A 3122-nucleotide genomic window follows, 5' to 3' on the forward strand; every position below is an offset into this window, starting at 1 on the left:
AAGACAGCTCAGTATTGTCTTTTTCATTACCTGATCTCCTAACGTTGAGTTCTGACTACTTACTTTTCTTGCTGACAATTTACACAACAATAGTTGCGTACGCAACAGTTGTTGTGTAAATTGTCTTCCATCTTATGTAAGGAACATCATTCGGGAGATAGTTATGAAAGTTTGGGATCTGGCAACACGGTTATATCACTGGTTTCAGGCAGTACTCTTTATTGCTCTTATTGCCTCAGGTTTCTCAGGTAATGGGCCTCATGTTCAGCTAGGTCTAGCGCTGTTTACGCTCGTTCTCTGGCGGATTCTATGGGGATTAGTTGGCAGCCAGACCAGTCGTTTTAGTCAGTTTATACGCAGCCCGATTACAGTACTTCGATACCTAGCAGGAAAAGAGCCGGCACAGCCGGGTCATAATCCAGCTGGTGGCTGGATGGTAGTAACAATGATATTGACGCTGTTTCTCCAATGTTTTTCAGGTCTCGCGCTGGCAGGGCTGCTCGACAATATGCCATACATGGAGTATTGGCTGACCGATACGGTATTCTCTGCACTTGAAAGTATGCACTATATCCTGGCACGAGTTCTGCCGATGCTGATTTTGACCCACGTGGGCGCGATTGTTGTGTACAAGCTACGCTCTAAGCCACTGGTAATGGCGATGCTAACAGGTGTTCAGAGCAAGGTGACCGAAACTGGTGAACTGTATTTTGTCTCTCAACTTCGAGCTATCACCGTCTTTGCTACCGCCATATTAGTGACGGCGGCAATCGTTGTAATAGCTTAAGAGAAACACCATGGCCGTTAAGTTTGACAGGCAAAGAAGTTTTGGCTGGATGATAAATGTAGTTGCACATCGTACTGCAAAAAAATTCGATATCGAATTGAAAAAGCATGGTCTTACCATCGCGCTATGGCCAACAATGATGTGCTTATGGGAAGAAGAGGGAGTAACGCAACGCGAGATTGCGGCTAAATCAAAGGTCGAGAATTCCACAACAACCCGAACACTCGACAAGCTTGAAAAACTGGGACTAGTAGAAAGACGAGCCGATCCTAATAGCCGCCGTTCATTTCGCATCTTCCTGACAGAAGAAGGGCACAACCTAAGAAAAACACTGCTTCCTATCCCTGTGGCAGTCACTCAAGAATTACTCTATTCCCTGGAGCCAGAAGAACAGCAACAGATAATTGAACTACTACGCAAAATGGTCGCCAGAAGCTAACGAGTGTTCGAGTTAATATGTACTTATACCCAAGCTACCTCAAGATGCTCGTTTCAGCGAGAATTACTTGGCGACTAGGCTAGGCGCCGATTTGAAGATCTAGTGGCTCTAAATCAATAATCGGTAACAACGCATAGAAGCCAAGTAAACTCGCCCTTTGGGAGTGAGCCAGCGAACTCATTTCTGTGTCAAATAACGTTGAAAGGGGCTACCATTCCTACCGTTATTTTCCTTGACCTGAGCCCGCTGGCCTCACTCTGAATCCTGCATCTTGAGGTAGCTTGGGTATAATACTAGGCAATAAGCTGTTGATGAATACGCCCGCCATCGTGTAATTCCACGGTGGCCAAAGCGCCATTTATCAACGTCAGGTTTGGCGGAACATGGCCGATATCCAAATCAATCATCACGGGGATCCCTAAACCTGCAAGGTGCCTTTCCAATACCTCGTAGTAAGTCAGATCGTCCTCATTGTCTGAGTCCACTACCGCGCACCTGCCCAGCAGCAACCCGTTAATGCAGGAAAAGACACCGCGAAACTTCATATTCAATATCGTTCTGGCTAAATCGACCGGTGACATTTCAACATTTTCCAGAAATAGCACCAGCCCTTCAGGATACTGGCGAGACAAGTTATCAAGATCCAAATAGTCAGTAGCGAACAGATGAAACAAAGTGTCCCAACAGCCACCGATTAACCGGCCCTCAATGGTGTTCCCCTTTTCAGGCTTAACCAGCCATCTCCATTGGGTGGGTATCTCCGGCTCCAGCACCGCTTCTGGATCCTCAGCAATATTTGGCCATGACCGGGTGTGCTTGGCTGACGCGGATTGCGAAAAATGTTCACCATACGGCGTTGATAGACAAGCCAACGTGCCAGTAGTCAGTGATTCTGTGGCATTGTTTGTTAAGTCCATCAGGTTTGAGCAATGTGCCGAAGCCCAACCTAACTTGCTGAATAAAACGGCCGTTATGGTACTCACATCTGAAAAACCCAACACCCACTTAGGCTTTGCCTTTGTCAGGGCATCAAAATCGAGCAGCGGCAACAGCTCCATCGCCAACTCTCCGCCCCAAGGCGGAACTATGGCATCGATATCATCATTCAAGAGGAATGACATCAGTTCATCGGCACGCTGCTGCGCAGGTGCACTAACGTGTTTTTGCTGCCCTCTTAAACACTCGCCTTCAACGATATTGAAGCCTTGCGACTTAAAATAGGCCAGTACACATTGATACCTGGCTTCATGCTCTGTGGCGATTCCTGTTGAAAAAGCGGTTATCGCTATCGTACTGCCTTTCTTTAGTGGTGCTGGGTATTTCATGCTTCGCTCACCTCTCGTTTCCAATAAGAACAATTAAGCATATGGAATCCAAGCATTCAATAGCGAAAAGCAATAAAAGCCTTACATTTTATAGAGATAGATAAGACTACTCATCTTTGACGAATAAGGAGAAGTGGCACTACTTGCAATCATGTGCTTTATAAATAAGAAGCGGTTAATCCGTTATTTGATTGTCTGTTCTCGACCATTCTTGCTATCGGAGCCTGAAAATGAGGATATTGCACTTGCTGAGCCTAAGCTCACTGTCGATGTTCTGTCTTAGCGCCTATGCCGTTACCAGTATTCCCATCGCTCGATTTGAAACAGAGTCATTGAGCCGTTGGCAGGAAAAATCATTCGATGGTTATACCCAATACAATATAGTCACCCTTAGCGGTCAACGGGTGCTAAAAGCCGATAGCCAAGGTTCTGCATCTATCTTGGCCAAACAGCTAAAAATCGATTTAAAGAAAACCCCCTACCTTAATTGGTCATGGCGAGTTGAAAACAACCTGCCCCAGCTCAATGAACGAACCAAACAGGGAGATGACTATGCCGCCCGAATTTATAT

4 protein-coding genes are annotated in these 3122 nt (G+C 46.1%); 3 read left to right on the forward strand and 1 reads right to left on the reverse strand.

Translation table 11 applies throughout. From position 1 onward, the window contains the following. Positions 1-163: 163 nt before the first annotated feature. Positions 164-787: a cytochrome b/b6 domain-containing protein gene (locus MHN01_RS22385; RefSeq protein WP_239413540.1), complete on the forward strand. Its 624-nt coding sequence runs from the start codon at positions 164-166 to the stop codon at positions 785-787. 10 nt (positions 788-797) lie between these two features. Next, positions 798-1226, forward strand: coding sequence for a MarR family winged helix-turn-helix transcriptional regulator (locus MHN01_RS22390; protein WP_239413541.1), 429 nt, complete (start codon positions 798-800; stop codon positions 1224-1226). A gap of 293 nt (positions 1227-1519) precedes the next feature. On the opposite strand, the gene MHN01_RS22395 is transcribed toward MHN01_RS22390, so the two are convergent. After that, positions 1520-2551, reverse strand: a complete 1032-nt coding sequence (locus tag MHN01_RS22395; RefSeq protein WP_239413543.1) for a S66 peptidase family protein — start codon at positions 2549-2551, stop codon at positions 1520-1522. A 230-nt stretch (positions 2552-2781) separates the two neighbouring features. Here MHN01_RS22395 and MHN01_RS22400 point away from each other — a divergent pair. Then, on the forward strand, positions 2782-3122 hold a 341-nt coding region (locus tag MHN01_RS22400; RefSeq protein ID WP_239413545.1), incomplete at its 3' end, for a DUF3047 domain-containing protein.

This window comes from Photobacterium sp. OFAV2-7 (assembly GCF_022347985.1).
GTDB lineage: Bacteria > Pseudomonadota > Gammaproteobacteria > Enterobacterales > Vibrionaceae > Photobacterium.